The sequence below is a fragment of the Pantoea sp. AS142 genome, from assembly GCF_037152305.1.
Classification (GTDB): Bacteria; Pseudomonadota; Gammaproteobacteria; order Enterobacterales; family Enterobacteriaceae; genus Pantoea.
Window position 1 is genome coordinate 143,239 of sequence record NZ_JBBCMO010000010.1, and the last position, 22,794, is coordinate 166,032.

The window sequence follows — 22,794 nt, forward strand, 5'->3', positions numbered from 1 at the left end:
CGCCTGTAAATATTAGTAAATCTGAAGAGAACGAGAGGGTTTATTCAGGAGGAATTGCAAATCAGGCGGATGACGTCCCTGTCATCGCCGGTCAGTCAGGGTTTCTCAGCGGGTAACGTGACCCAGTACCCTGGCTGGTAAGGCAGCGGCAGGAACTTCTGGTGGAACGCGCGGAAGGTGGCATCCGGATCAAGATCGGCAAACAGATCGGGATGCAACCATTTCGCCAGCGCCTGAATCGCCACAAACTGATACGGGCTGTCGTAGAACTGATGCCAGATGGCGTGGACGTTGCCGTTGTGCGCCACCGGCAGGGTTTTAAAAGCATCGCGCCTCATCAGCGCCTTAAGACGCGCCGTCGCTTCGGTGACATTCGCACCCGGACCGACGCCGACCCATTTGCCCACAGTGTTGTAGTTCTTCCAGTTTGCGCCCGTCACCACGACCACATCCGGCTGGCTGGCGATGATCTGCTCCGGGTTAACGGTGCCGAAGGTGCCAGGAATCAGATCTCGGGCAATATTGCGCCCGCCCGAGATCTCCACCATCTGACCAAAGTTCTCATTGCCGAACGACATGCAGCATTCGTCACTGTAACCGCCTGCGCGGTCGATCATCACTTTCGGACGGTAGCCGGTGAAGTTCTTCAGGCGTGAGGTGACAAGGTCAATCTGTTGCTGGCGGAAGGTGACAATCTCCTGAGCACGCGCTGGTTTGTTCACCAGTTCGCCCATGATCCGGATACTTTTCTCCGCGTTCACCATCGGGGCTTCGCGGAAATCGATAAACACCACCGGCACACCCACAGCCTGCAGCTTTTCAATCAGCTTGCCTTCATCGGTGGCGGCTTTGGATTCCAGATTCATCAGCACCAGATCGGGCTTCAGGGTTAACGCCTGCTCGACGTTGAAGGTGCCATCTTTCGCGCCGCCGAAGGTCGGTAATTTTTTAATTTCCGGATAGCGCTTCTCATAAGCCTGATAACCGTCCCAGTCCGCTTTCGGAAAGTCATCACGCCAGCCAATCACCCGGCTGAACGGGGCGTCGGTATCAAATGCCGCCAGCAGATAGATCTGACGGCCTTCACCCAGAATGATGCGCTTTGCCTCCTGCGGCACCTCGACCTGACGCCCTGCGACATCGGTAATCATTTTGGCCGAAGCCGTCCCGGCCAGCGTGAGCAGCCCCAGTGCTAAAAACCAAATTTTCATTGTTTAAACCCACACAAATGATAATGAGAACTATTAATGTAAAGCGGCGTTACTATCACCTAAAACAGCAGTCAGGGGAAGTTACCGGTTAAAAGTTTCTTAAAGCGGCGTTCAACAGGCTCAGTGGGATTAAAGATAACGCCAGCTTAGAGAAAAATCGCAGCGTGTCGCTGCTCACAAAACGGTCAGCTTTCGTGAGTATGCTCACAACAGCCTGGGCAGTTGCACACATATTAGCCGTTAATCGTATCGCTTTGGCTAATGCGTTAATGAATTGTGAACGCTAAATTTAAAATGAAACAGCGTTTTAATAATCCATCAGTACAGCCTGCCACAGGAGCCTAACCGTGAAGATCAGCGCCATTGATGTCATCCTTTTTACCTATCCCACCCAGCGGTGCGCCGACAGTGCCGGCCACGGCCATCCCGGCCCGGAAACTGATGCGCAGATGGCGCTACTGACTCTGACCAGCGAGGATGGCGACTGCGGTTACGCCTTTGCTCCGCCCGAAGTGGTGCGCTCCCACGTGGTTAACGCCTTTTTCCGCAAGGTGCTGATCGGTCAGAACGCCTTTGACCGGGAACGTCTGTGGCAAGACCTGGCGCACTGGCAGCGCGGCAGTGCCCACCAGCTCACCGAGCGGGCGCTCTCCGCTATAGAGCAGGCGCTGTGGGATCTGATTGGTCGCAAGCTTAAACAGCCAGTGCACAAACTGCTGGGCGGTTATCGCGAGAAGATCCCGGCTTACGGCAGCACCATGTGTGGCGACGAGCTGAGCGGTGGATTATCAACGCCGGATGAGTATGCACAGTTCGCGGAAAAGCTGGTGGCGCGGGGGTATCAGGCGATCAAGCTGCACACCTGGATGCCGCCGGTCTCCTTTGCGCCCAGCCCGGCCATGGATATCAAAGCCTGTGCTGCAGTGCGCGAGGCGGTTGGCCCGGATATCGCGCTGATGCTGGATGGCTATCACTGGTACAGCCGCAGTGACGCGCTGACCATCGGTAAAGCGCTGGAAAAGCTTAATTTCACCTGGTTCGAGGAGCCAATGGAGGAAGAGAGCATGGCCTCTTATGCCTGGCTGGCGGACAACCTCGCTATCGACGTGCTTGGCCCGGAGAGCCTGGGTGGCAAACATCACAGTCGCGCCGACTGGGTCCGTGCCGGAGCCTGCGACATTCTGCGTGCCGGAGCCAATGGCGTGGGCGGCATCTCCGCCACCCTCAAAGTGGCCAATCTGGCTGAGGCCTTTGGCATGGATTGCGAAGTTCACGGCAACGGCGCGGCCAGCCTGGCGGTAGTCGGGGCGATTCGTCACTGCCGCTGGTATGAGCGCGGCCTGCTGCATCCCTTCCTGGATTATGAGACGCCGCCCGCTTACCTTAACAGCCTGGTTGACCCGATGGACGATCAGGGCTTCGTCACCCTGCCCACCCGAAGCGGACTGGGTGAGGATATCAACTTCAGTTGGATTGAGACCCACACGCTGAACCGCTGGTAAATAAGTACGGCTAACAATAATAACCCCGTTACCGCGAAGCCCAGACGGAGCGGTAAACGGGAAAAACCTCTGACCTGCTGGACTTTACCTATGACCCTGACACAACGATGTGGCGCCTGGCTGATCACGCTGCTGGTGCTGACGGGCAGCACGTCAATCCAGGCGCAGACCCCGGATGACCAGCTAATCGTCGGCATGAATATGAACAACCTGCTCACCCTGGATCCGGCCGCCATGACCGGCAACGAGGTGGTCGGCATTGTGGTAAATCTCTATGACGGCCTGGTCGAGCTGAACCCGCAGCAGCTTACCGAGGTGCGCCCGGCACTGGCGGAACGCTGGTCAGTCAGTCAGGACAACCGCACCCTGACCTTCTACCTGCGTGACAACGTCAGGTTTCACTCAGGAAATCCGCTCACCAGCGTCGATGCGGTCTGGTCAATGCGCCGCGTGCTGCATCTGAACCTGGCGCAGGCGTCGGTGTGGAAATCTTATGGCTTCAGCCGTGACAACGTTGACCAGATGATCACCGCCCCCGACGACCGCACGCTGGTCATCACCCTGCCCAAGCCTAACGATCCACAACTGGTGATCTACTCGCTGGCCGCGCTGGGCTGCATGGTGGTACTGGACCGCAAAACGGTGCAACAGCATGAGGTCGATGGCGACTGGGGCAACCGCTGGCTCACCACCCATGAAGCGGGGTCCGGCCCGTTCCGGCTGGATGTCTGGCAGGCGAAAGAGGTGCTGCGCATGAATCGTGCAGCAGATTACTGGCGCGGCGCGGCAAAGATGTCACGGGTGGTGTTCCGCCATCTGCAGGAGTCTCAGACCCTGCGGCTGATGATGGAGAAAGGCGATCTGGATATCGCCAGTAACATGGCGATCCCCGACGAGCGCGCCCTGCGTCACGATCCCGACCTCACCCTCGACGCGGTGAGAAAAGGGACGATCTACTACCTGGCGATGAGCATGAAAGATCCGCATTTCGACAATATCAACGTGCGTGAGGCCGTCCGCTACCTGGTCGATTATCAGGGCATCAATAACAGTCTGATGATCGGCTACGGCGAACTGCATCAGCGCCCGATTCAGGCTGGCATGCCCGCCACGCTGCCCGATCCCGGTTACCGGCTCGATGTGCCGCGTGCCCGTGCCTTGCTGGCTGCAGCGGGTTACCCGGATGGCTTTGACACCACACTGCGGGTGCTGGCCGATCAGCCGTTTCTGAATATCGCCATCGCGGTGCAGTCGACGCTGCTTCAGGGCGGGATCCGCGCAAAGATCATTACCGGCACCGGCAATCAGATTTATGGTGCAATGCGCGATCGCCAGTTCAGTCTGCTGGTCGGACGCGGCGGCAGTGGCGTGGAGCCGCATCCCCACTCCAGCCTGCGGGCGCTGGTTTACAACCCGAACAATGCGGACAGCGCCCGGCTGACCAACTTCCAGGGCTGGCGCACCGGTTTCTACGACGCACAGCTCAACAGCATGATCGACCAGGCGCTGGTGCAGCGTGACAAAACCCGCCAGCAGCAGGCTTATTTCGCCATCCAGCAACGCTATGACCAGTTGGTTCCTGCGCTGATGCCGCTGTCACAAATGCTCGATTCCGTGGTGGTCAATAACCGGGTACAGGCTTATCAGCCGCATCCCTCAGCGACCACCTTCCTGCGCGATGTCTGGAAGATCCCTCAAGCCCAGGCGGGAGGCACACCATGACGCTTACCCTGACCCGAAATCAGTGCCGCCGCATCAGCCATCGCGCTGTGCAGGTGTTGATTACCCTATTCGGCCTGTTGTTGCTGACCTTTTTTATTGGCCGGGTGATGCCGCTGGATCCGGTTTTGGCAATTGTGGGCCCTGACGCCGATCAGGCCACCTATCAGCACGTTTACCACCAGCTCGGCTTTGATAAACCGCTGTGGATGCAGTTTGGCCTCTACCTGAATGCGCTGCTGCAGGGTGATCTCGGCCATGCGCTGCTCACCGGTCAGCCGGTAGTGCATGACATTCTGCGCGTCTTCCCGGCCACCGTCGAACTGGCTACGCTGGCGATTGTGATTGGCGCGGGTCTGGGCGTCCCGCTGGGTGTGCTGGCAGCGGCGCGTCGCAACAGTGTCATCGACTATCTGCTGCGGATGCTCAGCCTGGCCGGTTACTCCACGCCCATCTTCTGGGTCGGCATGATGGGCCTGCTGCTGTTTTATGCCCATCTCGGCTGGGTCGGCGGCGCAGGCCGGCTGGACTTCAGTCTGGATGGCCTCGTACCGCGTCGCACCGGTTTTATGCTGATTGACGCCCTGCTGGCGGCCAATAGCCAGGTGTTCTGGAATGCGCTGAATCATCTGGTGCTGCCCGCGTCATTGCTCGGCGTTCACTCCATGGCGTATATCAGCCGCATGACACGCAGCTTTATGCTCGCGCAGCTGTCGCAGGAGTTCATTCTGACCGCGCGGGTCAAGGGCCTGACCGAATGGCAGGTGATCTGGCAGCACGCCTTCCGCAATATTTTGGTGCAGCTGCTGACCGTGGTAGCGCTGGCCTATGGCTCACTGCTGGAGGGCGCTGTGCTGATTGAGACTGTCTTCTCCTGGCCAGGCTTTGGTTCCTACCTCACCGGCAGCCTGATGCTGGGGGATGTGAATGCGGTGATGGGCTGTGTGCTGGTGGTGGGTCTGATTTTTGTGCTGCTTAACCTGATCTCCGACCTGCTCTATCAGGTATTCGATCCGAGGACCAAAGTATGACTCTCTCCTTTGACACTGCCTCTGTCAGTCATTCCCGCGAGCGACTGGCTCGCTGTCAGCGGTTTGCTGCCCGCTGCGGCTATTTCCTCTGGCGCATGGCCTGTCATCCCCTGACCGCGACTGGCGGCGGCATTGTGCTGCTGCTCTGCATCGTGGCGCTGTTTGCGCCCTGGATCGCACCTTATCACCCGCTGATTCAGGATCTCGACAACGCCTTAACACCACCCGGCGCGGCCCACTGGTTTGGCACCGACGAGTTTGGCCGGGATATCTTCAGCCGTCTGATCTGGGGGGCGCGCATCACGCTCTACATTGTGCTGCTGGTATCGGTCACCGTCGGGCCACTCGGCCTGCTGCTGGGCATTACCGCTGGCTATTTCGGCGGCAAAGTCGACGGCGTGCTGATGCGCGTCACCGATATCTTTATCTCTTTTCCCAGTCTGGTGCTGGCGCTGGCCTTTGTTGCCGCGCTGGGACCAGGTCTGGAGCATGTCGTGATCGCGATTACCCTCACCGCCTGGCCGCCCATTGCCCGGCTGGCGCGCGCCGAAACGCTGTCGCTGCGTCAGGCGGACTTTATCTCCGCGGTGCGCTTACAGGGCGCATCACCGCTGCGGGTACTCTGGAAGCACATTATTCCGCTCTGCCTGCCGTCGGTGATTATCCGCATCACCATGAACATGGCGGGCATTATTCTCACCGCCGCCGGGCTGGGCTTTCTTGGGCTGGGCGCACAGCCGCCCGATCCGGAATGGGGCGCGATGATCGCCAGCGGCCGCACTTACATGCTGGAGTGCTGGTGGGTGGTCACCGTGCCCGGTCTGGCGATCCTGATTAACAGTCTGGCATTTAACTTCTTAGGAGATGGCCTACGTGACCTGCTCGATCCCCGCAGTGAGTAACGCCTTGCCGTTGCTCGACGTGCGCGATTTGCACGTGAACTTTGTTAACGGACGCCAGATTACCCCGGCGGTGCGCGGCGTCTCCTTTCAGCTCGGTCAGGAGAAGCTGGCGATTGTCGGTGAGTCCGGTTCCGGTAAATCGACCGTAGGCCGCGCCCTGCTGCAACTGCATCCGGCTAAGGCGCGTATCGAGGCGAGCCGGATGCAGTTTAGCGATATCGACCTGCTGCACGCCAGCCCGGCTCAGATGCGGACGATTCGTGGCAAACGCATCTCAATGATTATGCAGGACCCGAAATATTCACTGAACCCGGTGATCCGGGTTGGCGAGCAGATCGCCGAAGCCTGGCGCAGCCACCATCGCGGCCAGAAATCGGTGGCGCGTCAGCGGGCGCTGGCAATGCTGGAGGTGGTGCAGATCCGCGACCCTGAACGGGTCTATCAACGCTATCCCCATGAGATCTCCGGCGGTCAGGGGCAGCGCGTGATGATCGCCATGATGCTGATCACCGAACCGGAACTGGTGATTGCCGATGAGCCGACCTCTGCACTGGATGTCTCGGTTCGCCTGCACGTGCTGGCGCTGCTGGATGATCTGGTAAAAGCGCAGGGGCTGGGACTGATTTTTATCAGTCACGATATCCATCTGGTGCGCAGTTTCTGTGACCGGGTGCTGGTGATGTATGCCGGGCGCGTGGTGGAGTCGCTGGCTGCCAGTGAACTTGACCGCGCACAGCATCCCTACACCCAGGGACTGCTGGCAGCACTGCCCGACCTTGATCGGCGGCGCACGCGCCTGCCGGTGTTACAACGTCACGCCAGCTGGCTAACTGACTAAGGAGTTACGATGATTGAGGTGAAAAATCTCAACCTGAGTTTTGGTGAAGAGGGTCGCGGTAAACAGGTGCTGTTCGACGTCAGTCTGCAGGTTAAACAGGGAGAGATTTTCGGGCTGGTCGGTGAGTCGGGATCGGGCAAAACCACGGTACTGAAGTGTCTGGCAGGCCTGATTAATCACTGGCAGGGCGAGCTGATGATTGTTGGCCAGCCACTGGCGCACCGCATCGATCGGGCGCGCTGTCGGCAGGTGCAGATGGTGTTTCAGGATCCCTATGGCTCACTCCACCCGCGCCACACACTGGGCGATATCCTTGAAGAGCCATTACAGATTCAGGGTATCGGGCAGCGACAGCAGCGCGTCGTGGCGATGCTGGATAAAGTCGGCTTGAATCGCGCCTGGCAGATGCGTTATCCCCACCAGCTTTCCGGAGGGCAGCGTCAGCGCGTGGCAATTGCCCGGGCGCTAATTCTGGAACCGCGCGTGCTGCTGCTGGATGAGCCCACCTCCGCGCTGGATGTGTCGGTGCAGGCGGAAATCCTGAATCTGCTCAGCGATCTGCAACAGCAGGATAACCTCACCTATCTGCTGGTGACGCACGATCTCGGCGTGGTGGCGCACCTCTGCCATCGCGTGGCAGTCATGCAACAGGGCAAGGTGCTGGAGACGCTGGATGTACCGACGCTGGTGGCTGACCACGCCGCGATGTCTTATACACGGATGCTGGTGGAGGCGAGTCGCTACTACAATCCGGCGCGGGTGCAGCAGGGCTGACTATCAGCTGAAGCCGGGAGAGAATAAGAAAGGCCGGCAAGACCGGCCCTGAAATCGCAGCGCTTAGTGGGTCAGTTGCCGCACAAAGGCGACGATCGCCTGATTTTTGCCATGCTCAAACAGGCACTGCTGGAAACGTGGGCCGCTGACGGCGGTTCGCACCAGTTCAGGATCGATGGCGCGCAGGGTGTCGAGGTAGTTCTCTTTGATCACCGCGGCTTTGACCTGATTCAGCAGGCCGGCGTTACGCACCTGCGGCTCTTTACGCTCTGGCGGATAGCCGTTGCCTTTCTCGCCGGTGAACGCTTTTTCAAAGATGAAGCGCAGGTTGAGTTCTGCACCCCAGCCAAAGCCTTTGGCAAATGGCAGGGATAAGGCATTCCCGTTATTGATTTGCGCGAACAGGTAGGCATCTGCCGGATCGATACAGTAACCACAGACCACGCCCGGATGGATGTTCAGCGACATCAGTGCGCCCTGCCCGGTGCCACAACCCGCGACCACGAAATCTACCGCCTGGCTGTTGAGTAGCACGCTCGCCTGGATGCCGAGGTGAATGTAGGTCAGATGGTGATCCTGCTCATCGCTCATCCCGACATTGAAGACCTGATGGCCCAGCGGCTGCGCGACGCCTTCCAGTTCTTTCAGCACGGTAACGTTTTTAGCGGCCTGGCTGTTTTCCATCATTAACGCGATTTTCATGATCAACCCTCATAAAATTATTGAAACACTGTTTCATTTTAATGGAAAACCACTAAAGTGCATGGACTAATTCACCCGCGTGCTGTGAGAGACATCACAAAACAGCCATCGCAGCACCCACTACAGCGTGAGGATAAGATGTTTATCTACCATAAAGAGCGACCACTTGACGATCTGGGAAACGGCGTAACTCGCCGCGTGCTGGCCTATAGCGGCACACTGATGGCGGTGGAAGTGAGTTTTGAGAAAGATGCGATTGGTCCGCTGCATCACCATCCTCATGAGCAGCTGACTTATGTGCTGAGCGGACGCTTTGCCTTCACCATCAATGGTGAAACGCGTGAAGTAGGCGCAGGCGATACCCTCTACAAAGCGCCCGATGTGGTGCATGGCTGTGTCTGTCTTGAGGCAGGCAGGCTACTGGATACCTTTACACCCCAGCGCGAAGATTTTCTGGCCGCTAAATAAGGCAGGCGGCCGTGGGCCGCCTGCTAAACGCACGCCGGAATGACATTTTTTGCTGTTGCCCGCATTTGACTTAACGCCCCAACAATTTTTCTAAAATCCTTTCTCCGGCTAACTGAATGATTAGCCAGCGTTTACTCCGCAACCGCGCTACGCTTAGCTTCGGCTTAAAAATCAATCCGTCAGATTTCTGTACAAAATAAGGATCATTGTATAAGTTTAATAGCAACACCAGTGCGTTTTTTAACCTGAAACAGGACAATAATATGCCAATGCAAAACACCCTTACGCTGCCGGTGAATCATACTCTCCCGGTCAAAAATGAGTTCACCTCCTCTTTTGCTGCGTCAGAACAGGACAAACTTTCCTTTCTGATTGAAGAGTTACTTGAGGCGGGCAAGGAAAAAAGCTGTATGGAACTGCTGCGCCACCTGGCATCCGCAGACAGTGCAGAAGAAGAGGCATGCTGCCGCGAACTGCTGACGTTGCTGATGGCACAAAAATGAAGTCAGTTGCCAGCTGTTCAGCGCCGATTCACCCTTTTCTGAAAGCGTATCTGATATCGCACTCAACGCCTGACCGCACTTCCCCGTTCAGGCGTTGAGTGCCCAGCGAAAGCCGCGGTTTTGCTGAATGCAGTAACGTCCGCAGCAGCGAAGGCTGCTACGCGCGGTAAATTCGGGTTTAACTCACCAGCAACTTTATGCCTCTCATTGCTTATCTCTCCCCTGTTTTGCTAGCCTGAATCCCGCTTCGGCGAGACCTGCTTTACTTTCCCTTCGCGTAATGCGCGCGGTTCACTATCAGGCTGACACAGGAGTGATATGACCATGACCTTTGCCCCCGCCACGCTGCATCTGCTGTGTGGAAAAATTGCCTCCGGGAAATCGACGCTGGCGGCTGAGCTGAGCGCCGCCCCCGGTTGCGTGGTGATCAGCGAGGATCAGTGGCTCGCCGCGCTCTATAAGGACGAGATGCAGTCGGTGGCCGATTACGTGCGCCATGCAGCAAAACTCAGAAATGCGATGACGCCTCATCTGGTGGCGCTGCTTAACGCAGGCGTGTCGGTGGTGCTCGATTTTCCTGCCAACACCCGGGCGAATCGCGACGGGATGATGTCGGTGATTAAGGCATCCTCTGCCGACCATCGCCTGCATTATCTGGACGTACCGGATGCGCTGTGTAAATCGCGTCTGCACGCCCGAAATCAGGGCGGCGAACACGCCTTTGCCGCAACGGACGAGCAGTTCGCGCTGATTACCCGCTATTTCGAAGCGCCGCAGGAGGAAGAAGGCTTTAACCTGGTGCGCCACGGTTAATGCCTTCTGGCGCGGGATCTTAAGAGAGGTCGAGTGCCGCGAGCACGTCAGCAATCTGCTGGCAGTGCGCATCGGAGAGCGGTAACAGCGGGCGCGGCAGGCAGTCGCGTTCGGTCAGTCCCAGCAGCCCCGCCGCGGCGCTGATCACCCGGGAAATGCCGTCATGCTGGCGGAACAGCGCCCACAACGGCTGCAGGCGATCGGACTGCGCCCTGACGCTCTGATGGTCGCCTGCGGCCGCCGCGTCGGTCATCGCTTTTGCAACGCGCGGAAACAGCCCGCCGCACACCGAATACCCGCCATCACAGCCCGCAATCAACCCGTTGGCGGCAAAGGCATCACCGCTACTGATGCATAACAGGAGGTTGATCTCTTGATCGCTTTCAACGCCTGGCCGATGAGGAAAAAAACGCTTTCGCTCACCTGGGGCCTGGCAAGGCGACGACAGCCGCTGTCTGGCGGTATTTACCCGTCGGGCGTGACGGACTGTTCAACCGGATGCAGAAAACGTCCGGGATAATCGGGTTTGATTGCGTGCGGGCTGCTGTAGCGGCCAAACAGCGTGTAGCGGTTTAATGCGATGCGGTCATAAGCAAAGTTACTGATAGCGTCCGGGAAGTGGCGCAGCACCGTCAGCCCGCGCCAGGGAACTGGCAGGTGCTGCATCACGCGGAACACCGCCTGCGCCCGCAGCCAGTGCTGACTGTCAGCAATATAGACGATAGTGCTGATGTTCTCTTCCGGCATTCCGGCCCAGCGCAGCAGCGCTTTGCCCTGCTCGCTCTGCACCGAGGCAAAACGGACCTGCCGCGCCAGTTGGTGGCGCAGCAGGAACTGAACCCAGCCGTTACACAGCTTACAGACGCCGTCATAGAGCACCGCGCTTTCACCGGTTTGCAGATAAGGGGGCAACGACATCCTGCAACTCCTCACTCTTCTGATGATGAGCTGAAGTGTAGCGGGTTCTGGTGAGTTGCTGTTGCAGCCAGTGGATAACGGCGGCGTGATCCTGAGCGCAGGCATCAACGTCAAACACCGGCCCCAGCGCCATTGGCCTGGCCTGCTGCGCCAGCTGGCGCAGTTCCGGCAGATACTCCGCCCCTGGATGGCCCGGCAACCGCTGGGCCAGGCGCGCCTGATAGCGCGCCACCGCTACCTCCGGTTCAATCGTCAGCCACAGCTCCAGTGCCTCTTCGACGCCCGCCTGCTTCAGTCCCTGCTCCAGCAGCGTGCGCGGCTGGAACCCAAACCAGGCGTCGATCAGCCAGATCTGACTGACAGGTGCCTGCCCGACGATATTCCAGATCGCCTGATAAGCCGCGCAGCCCAGTTGTCGGTTACGCTGGCGATCGACCGGCGCAAAACAGCGCATAAAAGGTTCTTTCAGGCTATCGAGCGTCAGCACCGGCCAGCCAAAGTGTTGTGACAGCGCGTGCGTCAGCGTGCTTTTACCTGACGCCGGAATGCCGTTAACCAGCACCACGCGTTTTAACGGTGTTTTTAGCGTCATAAAATATCGATGACCTCCGCGACACTGCTGGCCTGACGTAATCTGACCAGCGTCTCCTCATCTTCCAGCAGCGACACAATCGCGCGAATCCCCTCTTCGATATGTGCGTTGCTGTCACGTGCGCCAAACATAATGACAATGTCTGCTTTATCACTGCCCGCAAACGAGATTGGCTCATTCAGCAGGATCATACTGAAACAGTCGCGGATCACCCCCGCTTCCGGTCGCGCATGGGGAATGGCGATGCCTTCCTCAAACACATAGTAAGCCCCATGGGCCAGCGTATTGGCGATGACCGCTTCAGGATAGGCGGCATCGAGATAGCCGCCGCTGACCAGCGGCGCGGCGGCCAGTGCGATAACCTGACGCCAGTCCGTGGCGTCGATGCCAATCTGAATGGCGTTTGCCTCCTGTAATAACTGCTTAATCGTCATCAGTTCTCCTTAAATCGACTGGCGAACCACATTGCGTAATTCATCGATTTTGACAAACAGCGAATCAATTTCAGTGCGGTAGCGACGGCTTTTCGCAAATATGCTTAATGCCCGGTTATATTCCAGCATTAATTGTTTTTGCGTTTCGCCATCACGCGGATTACTCGCCAGCTGCTGTTCCAGTTGCGTTATTTTCTCGCGACTTAATTCCGCCAGCTGATCCTGCTGCTGCTCGCTGGGTTGTTCCACAGCCGGAGACTTTTTTAAGAATCCAAACATAGGCTCTCCTGCCCCGTATCGTGTCGGGGTGGCTTAGATTAATAGTGATGATAAAACGTTTAACGCAATAACCCGGTGATGGCAACGCGGGCGATTACCGGAATAACTGCATCTTCTCAACCAGCACACGGGTTACCGCATCATTGGCCGGCACCAGGAAATTACGCACGCTGTCATTAACCTTGCCTTTCTCAAAGGTCGATTTACACTGCGCCACCCACTGAACATTCATTTCGGTGCCGACATTGACCTTCTCGATACCGCTGCTGACCGCCAGCCGCATGTCTTCATCGCTGACGCCAGTACCACCATGCAGCACCAGCGGCGTATGGGTTGCCGTAGTAATATCCGCCAGTCGCTGATGCTGAATATGTGCTTTTCCGGTGTAAAGCCCATGCACGGTGCCGATGGAGATCGCCAGCATGTCGACGCCGGTCTCTTCGACGAAGCGGCGTGCATCCTCCACCGGCGTAAACGCGATTGCCTCCATCTCCACACATTTTCCATCTTCCGAGCCGCCAATCGCGCCGAGTTCCGCTTCAACCGAGACATTATGTGGCCGTGCCATATCAATCACCCGGCGGGTATTTGCAATATTCTCTTCAATCGACAGATGTGACCCGTCATACATCACGGAACTGAATCCGGCATCAATTGCCGTCTGAATCGCGGCTAAATCAGAACAGTGATCAAGATGCAGACAGGTCGGCACATTCATACTCTCTGACAGCGATTTAATCGCATCGACCAACAGCTTATGGCCGAGATATTTCGCGGTGCCGGTGGAGATTTGAATCATTAACGGGCTGTTGGTTTTCTCTGCCGCTTTAAAATAGGCGGGCAGCATCTCCAGGCAGTGAAGATTAAAAGAACCCACCGCTTTAAAGTCACGCTGTTTAGCGAGCTGTAACAGAGCGGCGAAGTTATAAAGTTTCATGGATTTTTTCCTCTTGAGGTTTGGTGGATTTGCCGTTAACAAACCAGGCAAGTGCGGTAATAAAGAAAATAAACAGGGCAACGAACAGCCAGTTATTCTGGAAAGCGTGGCCAAGCACCAGGCCAGTACTGATGACATCTGAGTCACTGAAGGTCACACCGGTAAAGCCGTAGCTCTCCAGCATCGGCACCAGGATGGCGGGCAGAACGGTGATAAAGAGTCCGTGAACAAAACCGCCGATCATCGCGCCGCGCCGACCGCCCATAGCATTACCAAAGACTCCGGCGGTGCCACCGGCAAAGAAGTTGGTCAGCAGACCAGGCAGGATCATCGCCAGACCAAACATCGGGAAGACCAGCATGCCGACGATTGAGCCGAGCGTGGTAGCGAGGAAGCCGACGATGACGGCATTCGGGGCGTAAGGAAACATCACCGGGCAGTCCAGCGCCGGTTTCGCATCCGGCACCACGCGCATGGCGATACCCCGGAAGGCAGGCACCAGTTCGTTAAGCAGCAGGCGGACGCCGCTGTAGAGCACAAAGACGCCGGCCACGAACTGAATCGACTGCATAAAGGCATACATCAGGTAGTTCATGCCGTTGCTGTATTGGGCAATAAACGCTGGCCCGGCGGCCACGGCGGGGATCAGGTACATCGGCACCATCACCAGCGCCATCGACAGATAAGTATCCTGCAGAAACTTAAAGTTATCAGGCAGCTTCAGGTCTTCGGTAGAGCGCGATCCTTTACCGACCACTTTGGCGACCGCCGCCGTGACCAGATAACCAATAGTGCAGAAGTGACCCAGGGCGACATCGTCCGAATCGGTGATGCGCCGCACCACCGGCTGCGCCAGTGCAGGCATCACCACGGCCATGATCCCGCCAAAAATACCGCCGGTCAGGATCAGCGGCAGGCCGGTGAGTCCCGCTTTATAGCCAATCACCGCGCCAATCGTCGCCATCCACAGCAGGGCCTGTCCGGTCAGGAAGATGTACTTAAAGGGTGTCAGTCGCGCGATGATGATATTAACGATAAAGATCACCAGCAGCGTCAGCGCCACTTCTGAGCCCAGCTCACGGTTAGCCAGCCCGGCAATGGCGGCCACATCGGTGATATAACCGCGCATACCAAAGCCGTGGGTAAAAATGGTATTGAGGAACGTCAACGTGCCAACAATAATATTGATACCCGCCATCATAATTAAAAAGCCGAGCAGCGTTTTAAAGGTGCCTTCCACCACTTTACCAGCCGATTTTTTTTGCAGCAGCAGACCAATCAAGGCAATAAAAGCGATCAGAATGGATGCCTGCCCCAGCAGATCTTTTACCAGAAAGTCGATCACACTATTCATGGGCGGCGACCTTTACGTTGCGTTCTTTTAAAAATGCCAGGATCTTCTGCTCTATTTCTGCTTTATCAGTCAGCCGGTTAAGAATAATGACCCGTTTAATCTGTTCCGGGCTGGCGTCGGCATTTAATACATCAGCAAAGGCTTTTTGCGTCAGAATCATATCTGACTTAAACGCATTCGCTTCTGAAATGGTGGTGTGATCGATATCGGCCTCAATTTCCAGTTTTTTTAATACCGCTTTTGCGCTCATCTCAATCGCAAAACTGGAGCCTAATCCACAACCACAGACACATAATATTTTCAGCATGGTTTTTTCCTCACACTATATTGAGTTGTTTAGCGAGTTTGTAATGGTGCCCGTCAATATCGACCAGGCGTTTTTGCATGCTTATTAAATCAATCGGGATCGGTTTATTGCTGCCGTTAATAATGACCGCTTTATTCCGCATGCCTGACTGAATACATCGCACCACTTCACTGGCCATAATGGTGCCCTGATAGATCTCTTCGCAGGTGGGCTCTCCATTACGCAATCCGTAACCAAGAAGGGTTTTACGGATGCGCACGCCAATAAGCGGTTCAAGCTGTTTGATTAAGGTGTCGATTGCCCCCTGAAAACCGGGCGAATATTCGCGGGTGTAGCCTTCTGAACAGAGGATCACCACGCTGTTCTGCTGCGCCAGTCGCTGGGTGATACGCTGCGCCAGTTGGGGTAACGGGATCTGGCACTCCGGAATTAAGGCAATATCTGCGTTTGATTTAATGGCCGACTGCAGGGTTAATTCGCCGCAATAGCCGCCGAGTAATTCCAGCATAAATACCCGGCCAGGTAAGGCACGCCCGGTATTTCTCAGCTTCGAGACCTCTTTTAATACCTGCTCACAGGCAGTGGAAAAACCCAGGGTATAATCACTGCCGAAGACATCATTATCGATGGTCATGCCGACACCGAAACAATTAACGCCGGACGCCGACAGGGTGTGGAGGAATTGCAGCGACCCGTCACCGCCCGCCATAATTAACACGTCAATGCGGGCGCTTTTAAGCTGACGCGCAATACTTTCATATTCGTTGCGCACCAGTTTCTTTTGCGTCCGGCCCGATTGCATAACCGGAATTGAGGCGATGGAAAAGTCGAGCAGATCACGCTGGCTGATTTCACGATGAATATTTCCCAGCAGGCCCGGAATGCCGCCGTCAAATATCACCATTTCCGCCTGCGCCAGACGCCCAATCTGAAAGACAAAATTATTAATGCCGGTCACATCCCCGCCACTGATCACCATTCCAATTCGCATCACCCTCACCTCACTGGCTTAATCCGCTGAGGGTTATTCTTCCGGGAAGCGGGGTAGCTATTTGCAGAAGAGATCACAGTTATGAGCGGTTTTTTTCGGGCAGGCGTCTTGACAGCAGTATATTACCGCCCATTTTTGTGATGGGAGTCACACTATTTAAGAGCAAACTGCGTCCGGCGAAATGATATAAATCAGTGAGTTAGTACCGCACGCATCTGAATGTTATGACGCCAGACAATGGCACTGATTTCGTTATTCTTTGGTGTTGCAAATTTGTGACATTCGCCTCATTTTTAATGGTATTAACCCGAATAACGCGTAAAGGAAATATTTGATTAGGTTGTATCAGGATTATTTTATGGCAGAGAAACAGGTGGGAAGATTAGCGTGCAGGGGGGATAAAACGTATTTGAGGCGCAGCAGTGAGCGGCTGCGCCCCGACAGATTACTTCGCGTAGGCTTCCGTTGACAGGGTCAGCGTGACCTCGTCGCTCACCGCTGGCACATATTTATCCAGCTTAAAGTCTGAACGCTTGATGGTGCCGGTGGCATCAAAACCAATCGCCTGCTTTTTCACCATCGGATGCTCACCCTGCTTGTTCAGCGTGGCGTGCAGCGTAACCGGTTTGGTTATCCCTTTCAGGGTCAGATTACCTTCAACGTCAAATTTGTTGTCGCCCTTCGCCACCACCTTGGTGCTGTGGAAGGTTGCGGTCGGGTATTTTGCGGTGTCGAAGTACTCAGCGCCTTTGAATTCTTTGGTCAGCGCCGCAACGTGGCTGTCGATTTTGCTGACTGGCAGGGTCACGTCAACGCGTGAGGACTCGGGATGATCTTTATCAAACACCAGGTTACCGGTTGCATCCGGGATATCCGCGGTAGGGTTCGAGAAGCCAAAATGGTTCCAGGCAACGATTACCGACGTATGCTCAGGGTTCAGCTGATAATGCATCGCCTCAGCCTGCGATAACGGGGCGTAGAGGGTGGCAGCGGCTAACAGGGGCAGTGCAATACGTTTGACGTTCTTCACGATCAATTCCTTATGCGGACTAAAGTAAACTGAGTGTGGTCCAGTTTGCCCGGAATAGACAGTGAAGAGATTTGTCGGTAATTTTCAAATAAATTCAGCAATTTTGTAACAGGCGCTACACATTCTCGCCGCCGGTGAAAAGCACCCGCCAGCGGCGGCGATCCTGAATCAGGGTGCGGTGCAGCTGTTGCAGGTCAGCAAGGGTCAGCGCTGCTATCTGCGCCGCGTCCGGTTCTGCCAGGCCGTTGTCACCGCGTAACCGCGCCAGAGGCTGATCCACGTCCTGGCTCAGCAGACGCGATTTCAGGGATACCAGATCACAGCCCGCCAGCGTCTCGTTCAGTGAACGCAGAAAATTACGGCAGTAGCGCAATAGCGACAGCGCGCTGTAATCGGGCGACTGCAGCGCAAACATCACCCCGTCTTCATCGGCACAGCGCATATAACGGCTGCTGACCACATAACCGATTGGCTGATCAACGCGGTAACGCTGGAAAAAGCGCGGCGCGTAGATCAGCGCCAGCGCGCGCAGCGCAGCCAGCTGTTCAGGACGGTGCAGCGGGATAAACAGCAGCAGAGCATTGTCCGCGCTGGTGTGCAGCAGGCGCGTCATGCCGGTTTGCGTGGCCATGCGCGTTGGCGGCAAGGCAGGATTAACCGGCAGCGACAACGCGCTCAGCCGCCGGGCAATCCGCCAATGCAGTGCCGCATTGCCCCCTTTCAGCGCCGCCCGCCAGCATCCAGGCGTAAAGGTGGCCGCCAGCTGATAGGGCAACTGTCGCAGCAGCGCACGAATCGCGATGCTTTCCAGCGCCGCCGGTGGCGCATCCGCCTCAACCGGTGCTGTCAGGGCGAAGACGATCTGACTCAGCGCCCGATCGGTCACAGACTCATCCGGCGTCAGCTGAAGCGTCAGTTGCCATACGCCCTCCACTTCCTGCCAGCAGCCGTTACCACCGTGATGACGCAGATCGGCAAACAGCGGACGAAAACGCCGTCCCAGGGCTTCGCCGACCCCGGCAGTAAACGTCGACCAGAATTCTGGCCGCAGGATCAGCGTAGCCTGCGGGTCGTCAGGCTGATGATGTGGCAATTCAACCGCCTGTTCGGGCAGCGGCTCAGGTGTTGAGACGGAGTCGAGCGGATAGAAAGTGAAATCCGCAGAGGGCAGCACTTCAGGCGCAGAAGGCTGCCAGGCAGTCAGCGCGAGGCTAAAGCCCTGAGTAAGGCGGTTTTCCACTGCCGGTTGTGGCGTGCAAAACAGCAGTGTACCCGGGGCGTCGGTGAGCTTCTCAAGTAACGGCAACAACGCGGGCAGGGTTTCATCCGGTGCAAAGCCGATAGCGCGCTGACGTAACCGTTCCATTGGTGACAACGTCACAAATCGTTGTTGCGCCAGTTGATGATAGTGCCGATGTTGCCGTTCACCGGTCTGGCGCAGCGCGGCCAGATAGCTGTCGAGCAGCGTGTTTACGGTCTCAGGCTGATGCGTTTCTACACCCAGCGCCAGCCAGTGTGCACCGCCCGCCTGATAGATCCACTTCAGCTCCAGCGACTCCGCCAGCCCCTGCTCACGCAGGGTAGCCAGCAGCGATCCCGGCGCTTCATCCAGCAGGAACTCGCGCCATAACGTGACGCCGTCACTACTATTCAGCATCCAGCTACGCCATAACGCCGCCGAGGGGATCTCCGCCAGCTGCCAGCAGGTATCAGATGTCAGTTGCGGTGGCGGCAGATCCTGCCGCCACTGACCAACAGGCAGCGCAGCGGCAAACTGACGCGCCATCTGCTCCAGCTCGTCCAGGGAGTGCGGCCCTTCCAGCCAGAGCTGCATATTGCTGGCAAAATAGTAGCGCTGGTGGAACTGACGCAGCGCCCGTTGCAATGCAGGCAGCTCAGCGCCAAAGCTTGCCCGGCTGCCAATCCGAAAACGGTGAAATTCAACGGGTAATACAGCAGCATGCAGCAGTGCCGCTTCGATGCGGGACGGCTGATGGTGCTGCAACAACTGATATTCTGCCTCAATCACCGCCACTTCCTGCGCGATCGCCTGGTTATCGAGCAGTGGAGAGACGATCATATCCTGCAACCGCGCCAGCCCATCACCCAGCAGCGACGGCGTCACCTCAAAAAAGAAGGCGCTTCGCCGGGCCAGTGTGGTGGCGTTCACTTTGCCACCCTGCGTCTGAATCCAGCTCATCAGCCGGCCGTCATCGGGCCAGCCAGTGCTGCCCGTGAACAGCAGATGTTCCAGCAGATGAGCCAGTCCGGGCCAGCGGTCTGGCTCATCGTGACTCCCTGCCCCCACCTGAATCAGAGCGGCGGCCTGGCTGGCATCTGATTGATGCACCAGTTCAATCGTCAGACCGTTTATCTCCAGCCCGCGCGTGTTCATCAGAGGTTCCGTGTTTTATAGATCAGTTGTGAGTTGCTGCGGTTACGGAACTGCAGTTGACCAATTTTAATGTCGCTGCAATCCGCCTCACGCCGGGCTTCAAGGATTTTGCCGTGATGGGGGGATTTGCCGCAGACCGGATCGGTGTTGTCGGCATTGCCGGTCAGCATGAAAGCCTGACAGCGACAGCCGCCAAAATCTTTTTCTTTCTCATCACAGGAGCGGCACGGTTCAGGCATCCAGTCAAAACCGCGATAACGGTTGAAGCCGAAGGAGTTATACCAGATATCATCCAGACTTTGCGTCAGCACTGAGGGAAATTCCACCGGCAGCTGGCGCGCACTGTGACATGGCAGCGCGGTGCCCTCCGGCGTGACGCTAAGGAAGATGGCGCCCCAGCCGCCCATGCAGGGTTTGGGACGTTCTTCGTAGTAGTCTGGCGTCACAAACAGCAGATTGGTCAGATTGCCGCTGCCGCTCATCCGCTCACGATAGCGGCTGACGACCGCTTCTGCCTGGGCGATCTGCTCTCGCGTGGGCAGCAGACCTTTACGATTGAGCTGCGCCCAGCCGTAGAACTGACAGGTCGCCAGTTCTACGTCATCCGCTTCCAGCTCAATACAGAGGTCGATGATCTTGTCGATCTGGTCGATGTTATGGCGATGCAGCACGAAGTTCAGCACCATCGGATAGCCGTGTGCCTTCACCGCTTTCGCCATCTCCAGCTTCTGCTGAAACGCTTTTTTCGAACCCGCCAGCGCCGCATTCAAGGTTTCGTCACTGGCCTGGAAGCTGATCTGGATATGATCGAGGCCCGCCTCGCTGAACGCATCCAGCTTCTTCTCCGTGAGGCCAATACCTGAGGTGATCAGGTTGGTGTAGAAGCCAAGATCGCGCGCCGCTTTAATCAGCTCAGGCAGATCTTTACGGGTCAGCGGTTCGCCGCCAGAAAAACCGAGCTGGACGCTGCCCATGGCGCGCGCCTGGCGAAAGACCTCAATCCATTGCTCAGTGGTCAGCTCCTGCTCCTGCTGCGCGAAGTCGAGCGGATTAGAGCAATAAGGACACTGTAGCGGACAGCGATAGGTAAGCTCGGCCAGCAGCCAGAGCGGCGGATTCACGCCAGGTTTATGCGGGGTCAAGGAACTGTATCCACTTCTGTTCATAGGCTGACTGCAGGAACTCTAAAACGTCTGCACCTACGCCGCCCGCTTCCGGGAAACGGCTATCCAGCGTTGCGATAATCGCGGCAATATCCTGTTTGCCATCCACCAGCTCGAGAATGGCGGCCGCCGTTTCGTTCAGCTTCGCCATGCCTTCAGGATAGAGCACCACATGGGTATCCTGGGCGGCTTCCCACTGCATGCGGTAGCCGCGACGAAACGCGGCAATCGAGTGTTCATTCATTTTTTATACCAGTCGCGTGGTGTGCCACGCCGCCTTGTCAGTGACGGTGTGATAAGGCGGACGTTTCAGCTCGTAAGCCATGGTCATGGCGTCCAGTATGCTCCATAAAATATCGAGCTTAAACTGCAAAATCTCCAGCATGCGGTTCTGCGTCTCCGCGGTGGTGAAATATTCCAGCGCCAGTGCCAGGCCATGTTCCACATCACGGTTCGCCTGACCCAGGCGACTGCGGAAATAGAAATAGCCCTCTTCTTTGATCCACGGATAGTGCTGCGGCCAACTGTCGAGCCGTGACTGATGGATCTGGGGGGCGAACAGCTCAGTCAGTGAACTGCAGGCCGCCTCCTGCCAGTTAGCACGGCGGGCAAAGTTAATATACGCATCCACCGCAAAACGCACGCCTGGCAGCACATGCTGCTCCGACAGCAGCGCTTCACGCGTCAGCCCGACCGCCTCGCCCAGCCGCAGCCAGGCCTCAATGCCGCCCTCTTCGCCGTTGCTGCCGTCGTGGTCGAGAATGCGCTGCACCCATTTGCGTCGGGTGGCTGGATCGGGGCAGTTGGCCATGATCGCCGCATCTTTCAGCGGAATGGTGGTCTGGTAATAGAAACGGTTCGCCACCCAGCCCTGAATCTGCTCGCGCGTTGCCTGCCCGTTATGCATCGCGATGTGATACGGGTGATGGATATGATAGAAAGCGCCTTTGTCGCGCAGGGCTTGTTCAAAAGCCTGCGGTGACAGCGTGTCAGTGATCTGCATGATTTAGCCCTGAAGGTGGATCGCCATTCCGTCCCAGCTCACCTCTATTCCCTGCTCCGTCAGGAACTGACGCTGCGGTGACTGCGCGTTAAGGATCGGATTGGTGTTGTTAATGTGGATCAGAATTTTGCGTTTTGCCGGCAGCGACGCCAGCAGCGCCATCAGCCCCTGCTCTTCCGCCAGCGCCAGATGGCCCATCGCCTTACCGGTGTTGTGACCTACGCCGGTGGTCAGCAGCTCATCATCCTGCCAGACTGTGCCATCAATCAGCAGGCAATCCGCTTTTTGCAACCACGGCAGGATCACCTCATCAGGCTCACCCAGGCCTGGCGCGTAGAGCAGCGTCTGGCCATTCACCCGGTTCTCAATAAACAGCGCCACGTTGTGGCCCGGCAGCGGCCGGTCGCGATATGGCGAGTAAGGCGGTGCATTACTGATAATCGGAATCGCGGTGAACTGGAGATCACCACAGACATCGACACTGAACGGCGTCAGTGGCGCAATGGGCCGATGCTGTAAGCCGCCGTTCCAGTGGCTAAGCATCGGAAAGATCGGGAAACCGCTGTTGAGGTCGGCATGTACTTCCGGCGTACACCAAACCTGATGCGGACAGCCCTCTCGCAGGCTCAACAGTCCGGTGGTGTGGTCGATCTGGCTATCGGTAAGAATAATCCCGCCGATCGCCGTGCCGCGCAGTACCCCTTTACGGGTCAGTTCTGGGGTATGCAGGATCTGCTGGCTGATGTCGGGTGAGGCATTGCATAACACCCAATCTTCGCCGTTATCGCTGAGGATAATCGACGATTGCGTGCGTGCCTGGGCCTGGATCGTGCCATTACGCACGCCGTGGCAGTTGGCGCAGTTGCAGTTCCACTGCGGAAACCCACCCCCCGCGGCTGAACCGAGGATTTTGATAAACATAGAGGAA

General features: G+C 57.0%; 25 protein-coding genes and 1 pseudogene. 9 read left to right on the forward strand and 17 right to left on the reverse strand.

Annotation, left to right across the window (positions count from 1 at the left end):
- Nucleotides 1–95: 95 nt before the first annotated feature.
- Nucleotides 96–1,211, reverse strand: coding sequence for an ABC transporter substrate-binding protein (locus tag WFO64_RS17675; RefSeq protein ID WP_337013362.1), 1,116 nt, complete (start codon nt 1,209–1,211; stop codon nt 96–98).
- Nucleotides 1,212–1,558: 347 nt separating this feature from the next.
- Here WFO64_RS17675 and WFO64_RS17680 point away from each other — a divergent pair, with 347 nt between their 5' ends.
- The 6 genes from WFO64_RS17680 (at nt 1,559) to WFO64_RS17705 (ending at nt 7,977) form a co-directional block, all read left to right on the forward strand.
- A complete protein-coding gene (locus WFO64_RS17680; protein ID WP_337013363.1) occupies nt 1,559–2,713 on the forward strand; it encodes a mandelate racemase family protein in 1,155 nt (384 codons plus the stop codon).
- Nucleotides 2,714–2,908: 195 nt separating this feature from the next.
- Entirely contained in the window at nt 2,909–4,435 is a 1,527-nt protein-coding gene (locus tag WFO64_RS17685) for an ABC transporter substrate-binding protein (RefSeq protein ID WP_337013449.1), read from the forward strand.
- On the forward strand, nt 4,432–5,463 hold the full coding sequence (locus WFO64_RS17690) for an ABC transporter permease (protein ID WP_337013364.1): 1,032 nt from the start codon (nt 4,432–4,434) through the stop codon (nt 5,461–5,463). The genes WFO64_RS17685 and WFO64_RS17690 overlap by 4 nt, the downstream gene beginning before the upstream one ends.
- Nucleotides 5,460–6,365 (forward strand): ABC transporter permease, encoded by a 906-nt coding sequence (locus WFO64_RS17695; protein ID WP_337013365.1) that lies wholly within the window; start codon nt 5,460–5,462, stop codon nt 6,363–6,365. The genes WFO64_RS17690 and WFO64_RS17695 overlap by 4 nt, the downstream gene beginning before the upstream one ends.
- The gene (locus tag WFO64_RS17700; RefSeq protein WP_337013366.1) at nt 6,337–7,203 is read left to right on the forward strand and encodes an ABC transporter ATP-binding protein; all 867 of its coding nucleotides are present in this window, start codon (nt 6,337–6,339) and stop codon (nt 7,201–7,203) included. Before WFO64_RS17695 ends, WFO64_RS17700 begins: the two co-directional genes overlap by 29 nt.
- A 9-nt stretch (nt 7,204–7,212) precedes the next feature.
- A complete protein-coding gene (locus tag WFO64_RS17705) occupies nt 7,213–7,977 on the forward strand; it encodes an ABC transporter ATP-binding protein (protein WP_337013367.1) in 765 nt (254 codons plus the stop codon).
- A gap of 63 nt (nt 7,978–8,040) precedes the next feature.
- Here WFO64_RS17705 and WFO64_RS17710 read toward each other — a convergent pair whose 3' ends face one another.
- Nucleotides 8,041–8,679, reverse strand: coding sequence for an RpiB/LacA/LacB family sugar-phosphate isomerase (locus tag WFO64_RS17710; RefSeq protein WP_337013368.1), 639 nt, complete (start codon nt 8,677–8,679; stop codon nt 8,041–8,043).
- A 138-nt stretch (nt 8,680–8,817) separates the two neighbouring features.
- Between WFO64_RS17710 and WFO64_RS17715 the strand changes: the two genes are divergently transcribed.
- The 3 genes from WFO64_RS17715 (at nt 8,818) to WFO64_RS17725 (ending at nt 10,463) form a co-directional block, all read left to right on the forward strand.
- Nucleotides 8,818–9,147 carry a cupin domain-containing protein gene (locus WFO64_RS17715; RefSeq protein WP_337013369.1) on the forward strand — a complete coding sequence of 110 codons (330 nt, stop codon included), beginning with the start codon at nt 8,818–8,820 and terminating at the stop codon, nt 9,145–9,147.
- A gap of 263 nt (nt 9,148–9,410) precedes the next feature.
- Entirely contained in the window at nt 9,411–9,650 is a 240-nt protein-coding gene (locus tag WFO64_RS17720; protein ID WP_337013370.1) for a hypothetical protein, read from the forward strand.
- A gap of 318 nt (nt 9,651–9,968) precedes the next feature.
- Nucleotides 9,969–10,463, forward strand: a complete 495-nt coding sequence (locus tag WFO64_RS17725) for an AAA family ATPase (RefSeq protein WP_337013371.1) — start codon at nt 9,969–9,971, stop codon at nt 10,461–10,463.
- Between the two features lie 19 nt (nt 10,464–10,482).
- Here WFO64_RS17725 and WFO64_RS17730 read toward each other — a convergent pair.
- The 15 genes and pseudogenes from WFO64_RS17730 to pqqB all read right to left on the reverse strand — a co-directional run.
- Nucleotides 10,483–10,809: pseudogene (locus tag WFO64_RS17730) on the reverse strand (dihydrodipicolinate synthase family protein); the annotation flags it as partial.
- A gap of 119 nt (nt 10,810–10,928) precedes the next feature.
- A complete protein-coding gene (locus tag WFO64_RS17735; protein ID WP_337013372.1) occupies nt 10,929–11,381 on the reverse strand; it encodes a thiol-disulfide oxidoreductase DCC family protein in 453 nt (150 codons plus the stop codon).
- On the reverse strand, nt 11,350–11,973 hold the full coding sequence (locus WFO64_RS17740) for an AAA family ATPase (protein WP_337013373.1): 624 nt from the start codon (nt 11,971–11,973) through the stop codon (nt 11,350–11,352). Before WFO64_RS17740 ends, WFO64_RS17735 begins: the two co-directional genes overlap by 32 nt.
- Entirely contained in the window at nt 11,970–12,407 is a 438-nt protein-coding gene (locus tag WFO64_RS17745) for a PTS sugar transporter subunit IIA (protein ID WP_337013374.1), read from the reverse strand. The genes WFO64_RS17740 and WFO64_RS17745 overlap by 4 nt, the downstream gene beginning before the upstream one ends.
- Nucleotides 12,408–12,416: 9 nt before the next feature.
- The gene (locus tag WFO64_RS17750) at nt 12,417–12,686 is read right to left on the reverse strand and encodes a hypothetical protein (protein WP_337013375.1); all 270 of its coding nucleotides are present in this window, start codon (nt 12,684–12,686) and stop codon (nt 12,417–12,419) included.
- A gap of 94 nt (nt 12,687–12,780) precedes the next feature.
- Nucleotides 12,781–13,623 carry a class II fructose-bisphosphate aldolase gene (locus WFO64_RS17755; RefSeq protein WP_337013376.1) on the reverse strand — a complete coding sequence of 281 codons (843 nt, stop codon included), beginning with the start codon at nt 13,621–13,623 and terminating at the stop codon, nt 12,781–12,783.
- Entirely contained in the window at nt 13,610–14,977 is a 1,368-nt protein-coding gene (locus WFO64_RS17760; protein ID WP_337013377.1) for a PTS sugar transporter subunit IIC, read from the reverse strand. Before WFO64_RS17760 ends, WFO64_RS17755 begins: the two co-directional genes overlap by 14 nt.
- Entirely contained in the window at nt 14,970–15,284 is a 315-nt protein-coding gene (locus WFO64_RS17765; RefSeq protein WP_010245062.1) for a PTS sugar transporter subunit IIB, read from the reverse strand. The genes WFO64_RS17760 and WFO64_RS17765 overlap by 8 nt, the downstream gene beginning before the upstream one ends.
- Before the next feature lie 10 nt (nt 15,285–15,294).
- Nucleotides 15,295–16,275, reverse strand: coding sequence for a 6-phosphofructokinase (locus tag WFO64_RS17770; protein WP_337013378.1), 981 nt, complete (start codon nt 16,273–16,275; stop codon nt 15,295–15,297).
- Between the two features lie 445 nt (nt 16,276–16,720).
- A complete protein-coding gene (locus tag WFO64_RS17775; RefSeq protein WP_337013379.1) occupies nt 16,721–17,305 on the reverse strand; it encodes a YceI family protein in 585 nt (194 codons plus the stop codon).
- Between the two features lie 115 nt (nt 17,306–17,420).
- On the reverse strand, nt 17,421–19,700 hold the full coding sequence (gene pqqF, locus WFO64_RS17780; protein ID WP_337013380.1) for a pyrroloquinoline quinone biosynthesis protein PqqF: 2,280 nt from the start codon (nt 19,698–19,700) through the stop codon (nt 17,421–17,423).
- The gene (gene pqqE / locus WFO64_RS17785; protein WP_442956161.1) at nt 19,700–20,866 is read right to left on the reverse strand and encodes a pyrroloquinoline quinone biosynthesis protein PqqE; all 1,167 of its coding nucleotides are present in this window, start codon (nt 20,864–20,866) and stop codon (nt 19,700–19,702) included. The genes pqqF and pqqE overlap by 1 nt, the downstream gene beginning before the upstream one ends.
- Nucleotides 20,829–21,107, reverse strand: coding sequence for a pyrroloquinoline quinone biosynthesis peptide chaperone PqqD (pqqD, locus tag WFO64_RS17790; RefSeq protein ID WP_337013382.1), 279 nt, complete (start codon nt 21,105–21,107; stop codon nt 20,829–20,831). Before pqqD ends, pqqE begins: the two co-directional genes overlap by 38 nt.
- 3 nt (nt 21,108–21,110) lie before the next feature.
- Complete coding sequence (pqqC, locus tag WFO64_RS17795; protein WP_337013383.1) at nt 21,111–21,866, reverse strand: pyrroloquinoline-quinone synthase PqqC; 756 nt, start codon at nt 21,864–21,866, stop codon at nt 21,111–21,113.
- Nucleotides 21,867–21,869: 3 nt separating this feature from the next.
- Nucleotides 21,870–22,787, reverse strand: coding sequence for a pyrroloquinoline quinone biosynthesis protein PqqB (gene pqqB / locus WFO64_RS17800; protein WP_337013384.1), 918 nt, complete (start codon nt 22,785–22,787; stop codon nt 21,870–21,872).
- Between the last annotated feature and the right edge of the window lie 7 nt (nt 22,788–22,794).

What these genes read in the sequence shown, in the direction of transcription:
- WFO64_RS17675 (WP_337013362.1), bottom strand. Translation starts at nt 1,211, where the DNA reads ATGAAAATTTGGTTTTTAGCACTGGGGCTGCTCACGCTGGCCGGGACG.
- WFO64_RS17685 (WP_337013449.1), top strand. Translation starts at nt 2,909, where the DNA reads ATGAATATGAACAACCTGCTCACCCTGGATCCGGCCGCCATGACCGGC.
- WFO64_RS17690 (WP_337013364.1), top strand. Translation starts at nt 4,432, where the DNA reads ATGACGCTTACCCTGACCCGAAATCAGTGCCGCCGCATCAGCCATCGC.
- WFO64_RS17695 (WP_337013365.1), top strand. Translation starts at nt 5,460, where the DNA reads ATGACTCTCTCCTTTGACACTGCCTCTGTCAGTCATTCCCGCGAGCGA.
- WFO64_RS17705 (WP_337013367.1), top strand. Translation starts at nt 7,213, where the DNA reads ATGATTGAGGTGAAAAATCTCAACCTGAGTTTTGGTGAAGAGGGTCGC.
- WFO64_RS17710 (WP_337013368.1), bottom strand. Translation starts at nt 8,679, where the DNA reads ATGAAAATCGCGTTAATGATGGAAAACAGCCAGGCCGCTAAAAACGTT.
- WFO64_RS17715 (WP_337013369.1), top strand. Translation starts at nt 8,818, where the DNA reads ATGTTTATCTACCATAAAGAGCGACCACTTGACGATCTGGGAAACGGC.
- WFO64_RS17720 (WP_337013370.1), top strand. Translation starts at nt 9,411, where the DNA reads ATGCCAATGCAAAACACCCTTACGCTGCCGGTGAATCATACTCTCCCG.
- WFO64_RS17725 (WP_337013371.1), top strand. Translation starts at nt 9,969, where the DNA reads ATGACCATGACCTTTGCCCCCGCCACGCTGCATCTGCTGTGTGGAAAA.
- WFO64_RS17735 (WP_337013372.1), bottom strand. Translation starts at nt 11,381, where the DNA reads ATGTCGTTGCCCCCTTATCTGCAAACCGGTGAAAGCGCGGTGCTCTAT.
- WFO64_RS17740 (WP_337013373.1), bottom strand. Translation starts at nt 11,973, where the DNA reads ATGACGCTAAAAACACCGTTAAAACGCGTGGTGCTGGTTAACGGCATT.
- WFO64_RS17745 (WP_337013374.1), bottom strand. Translation starts at nt 12,407, where the DNA reads ATGACGATTAAGCAGTTATTACAGGAGGCAAACGCCATTCAGATTGGC.
- WFO64_RS17750 (WP_337013375.1), bottom strand. Translation starts at nt 12,686, where the DNA reads ATGTTTGGATTCTTAAAAAAGTCTCCGGCTGTGGAACAACCCAGCGAG.
- WFO64_RS17755 (WP_337013376.1), bottom strand. Translation starts at nt 13,623, where the DNA reads ATGAAACTTTATAACTTCGCCGCTCTGTTACAGCTCGCTAAACAGCGT.
- WFO64_RS17760 (WP_337013377.1), bottom strand. Translation starts at nt 14,977, where the DNA reads ATGAATAGTGTGATCGACTTTCTGGTAAAAGATCTGCTGGGGCAGGCA.
- WFO64_RS17765 (WP_010245062.1), bottom strand. Translation starts at nt 15,284, where the DNA reads ATGCTGAAAATATTATGTGTCTGTGGTTGTGGATTAGGCTCCAGTTTT.
- WFO64_RS17770 (WP_337013378.1), bottom strand. Translation starts at nt 16,275, where the DNA reads ATGCGAATTGGAATGGTGATCAGTGGCGGGGATGTGACCGGCATTAAT.
- pqqF (WP_337013380.1), bottom strand. Translation starts at nt 19,700, where the DNA reads ATGAACACGCGCGGGCTGGAGATAAACGGTCTGACGATTGAACTGGTG.
- pqqE (WP_442956161.1), bottom strand. Translation starts at nt 20,866, where the DNA reads ATGAACAGAAGTGGATACAGTTCCTTGACCCCGCATAAACCTGGCGTG.
- pqqD (WP_337013382.1), bottom strand. Translation starts at nt 21,107, where the DNA reads ATGAATGAACACTCGATTGCCGCGTTTCGTCGCGGCTACCGCATGCAG.
- pqqC (WP_337013383.1), bottom strand. Translation starts at nt 21,866, where the DNA reads ATGCAGATCACTGACACGCTGTCACCGCAGGCTTTTGAACAAGCCCTG.
- pqqB (WP_337013384.1), bottom strand. Translation starts at nt 22,787, where the DNA reads ATGTTTATCAAAATCCTCGGTTCAGCCGCGGGGGGTGGGTTTCCGCAG.